The sequence below is a fragment of the Sulfitobacter litoralis genome (assembly GCF_900103185.1).
GTDB classification, from domain to species: Bacteria; Pseudomonadota; Alphaproteobacteria; order Rhodobacterales; family Rhodobacteraceae; genus Sulfitobacter; species Sulfitobacter litoralis.
The window spans coordinates 1-1,612 of sequence record NZ_FNJD01000058.1 but is presented as its reverse complement, the minus strand read 5'-3'; the positions used below and the strand labels follow the sequence as shown (position 1 = coordinate 1,612).

Sequence of the window (1,612 nt, the reverse complement as noted above, 5' to 3'; positions counted from 1 at the left end):
GCTGTATCGTCCGTTCTTCATCGTAAATCTCCTCAGATACCTTGCCGAGAAAATTCCACTTTTGAACACCGCTAATTTTAGGGGGGATTACCCTTGGACCATTTGTAGTAGATGCCTTGAGATATTCCTTCACGGCGGCAAAGTTCAGCTATGCTGTCCTCGCCACGCAAGCCATCCAGCACAATCCTGATCTTCTCTTCTGATGAATAATGCTTGCGGGTGGCCCGTTTGATATCTTTGACGATCTTCTCGCCAGGGCTTTTACCTGTTCCAGTTGTCTGTCTCATCTTCCACTCCTCAGTGGTTACGATGAGCCAAGAGCACTCTCTTATCAAATACCGCTATTTGGACCCATAGGCGCTGACGTCAGACATGGCAGACCTTATTGCGAAGTTGCATCCAGCAAGACAGTGAGATTTATTAGATGGCCTGACGCTACTCCCGAAGGTTCTCTGCATCGACGTCACCAAAGTTCGGCAATATTTATTCCGAAGCGACGAAGTGCCCAGATTTTATGAGTAATTAGAACACTGGAGTAAAGAGGCTGCGGTTCATTTTGTCCGCGATCTTCTTTGAGAGACCGCGGACAGAATGAGCCCGCCGCCAGCAGCGAACAAGTGCTTGAAGCAGGGAATTCTTCCTTGCACTGCTGGAGATACGATTAAGATGAACATTGTCACCCCTTGGGCTCTCAAGCCGACAACGCCACATCAATACTCAAATTTTCCCATTCATGGGTTTGTTGAGAAATATCACAATGGACTTCACCATGCGGCATACTTGCTGGCCGGTAGCGAAGGAGCACACCTCGTTGAAATGATTTCTGATGCTCTGAGCGAAGAGATGGTGTTGTCCCGTCGAACATTCGGCCTTCTTAGCGCTTTGGGGGACATCCTATTTCTGAAGCACGTTGATGATCCTGGCAAAGCGCAATCCGGCTACTTCGTAGCCATCGATCCCGCGGACCCAGTGATTGAGGAGCTTTGCTTGCTTGCTGACGGCTTTGCCGAGGCATTGCGCATCTGTTCCGAGGCTTCCCCGCAGGGTAGCTGTGCAACTAACGTCAACGGCGTTCATGGTTGCCAATATCATGCCGGTGCTCAAAAGATGGGAGAACTGCAATGAGTGCAGAACTTTCCCACCGAGAATTTTTGTTGGCGTTGACTGCAGACGCCGTGATGCAAGCCCGCATTACCCGCGACCAACTTTATGATGTTATCATTCCGTCGCTTCCTCCACTGCGTCGAGCAATCGCTGAGACAGTCAAACGTCACCTTAACACAGATGCTTTGCTCACGGAGCCATTCCTCCATGATTTGGAGATACTCATTGATTTCATGAGAGTTGAAATCGAAAAAGATGTTCAGACGACGTGGATCGCGGATGAACACAACGTGCATGGTGGGCATCATCAGCGCCATTTCGATACGCGCACACATTCTTTGGCGGTCGCTGTCGGGCATCTTATTGGGCTCTACGAGGCGGTCACCGAAGTAATCGATACGGTCCAGGCCGAGCGTAAGCGTTGCTTCAGGCTTTGAAGTTCCACGGTAGCAGCTGATCAATGTCTTTCTGTTTATGGCCATTGACGATAGCTGTGATGACACTGGAC

Annotated in this window: 2 protein-coding genes and 1 pseudogene; 2 read left to right on the top strand and 1 reads right to left on the bottom strand. The window is 49.9% G+C overall.

All coding sequences use genetic code 11. The annotated features are described in order from the left end of the window. Positions 1-92 precede the first annotated feature (92 nt). A pseudogene (locus BLQ98_RS18010) lies at positions 93-287 on the bottom strand (transposase); the annotation flags it as partial. Positions 288-666: 379 nt separating this feature from the next. On the opposite strand from BLQ98_RS18010, the gene BLQ98_RS18005 reads away from it, so the two are divergent. Both BLQ98_RS18005 and BLQ98_RS18000 read left to right on the top strand, forming a co-directional pair. Next, on the top strand, positions 667-1,125 hold the full coding sequence (locus BLQ98_RS18005; protein WP_141135393.1) for a hypothetical protein: 459 nt from the start codon (positions 667-669) through the stop codon (positions 1,123-1,125). Then, a complete protein-coding gene (locus tag BLQ98_RS18000) occupies positions 1,122-1,541 on the top strand; it encodes a hypothetical protein (protein ID WP_093734549.1) in 420 nt (139 codons plus the stop codon). The genes BLQ98_RS18005 and BLQ98_RS18000 overlap by 4 nt, the downstream gene beginning before the upstream one ends. Positions 1,542-1,612 lie beyond the last annotated feature (71 nt).

What these genes read in the sequence shown, in the direction of transcription:
- BLQ98_RS18000 (WP_093734549.1), top strand. Translation starts at nt 1,122, where the DNA reads ATGAGTGCAGAACTTTCCCACCGAGAATTTTTGTTGGCGTTGACTGCA.
- BLQ98_RS18005 (WP_141135393.1), top strand. Translation starts at nt 667, where the DNA reads ATGAACATTGTCACCCCTTGGGCTCTCAAGCCGACAACGCCACATCAA.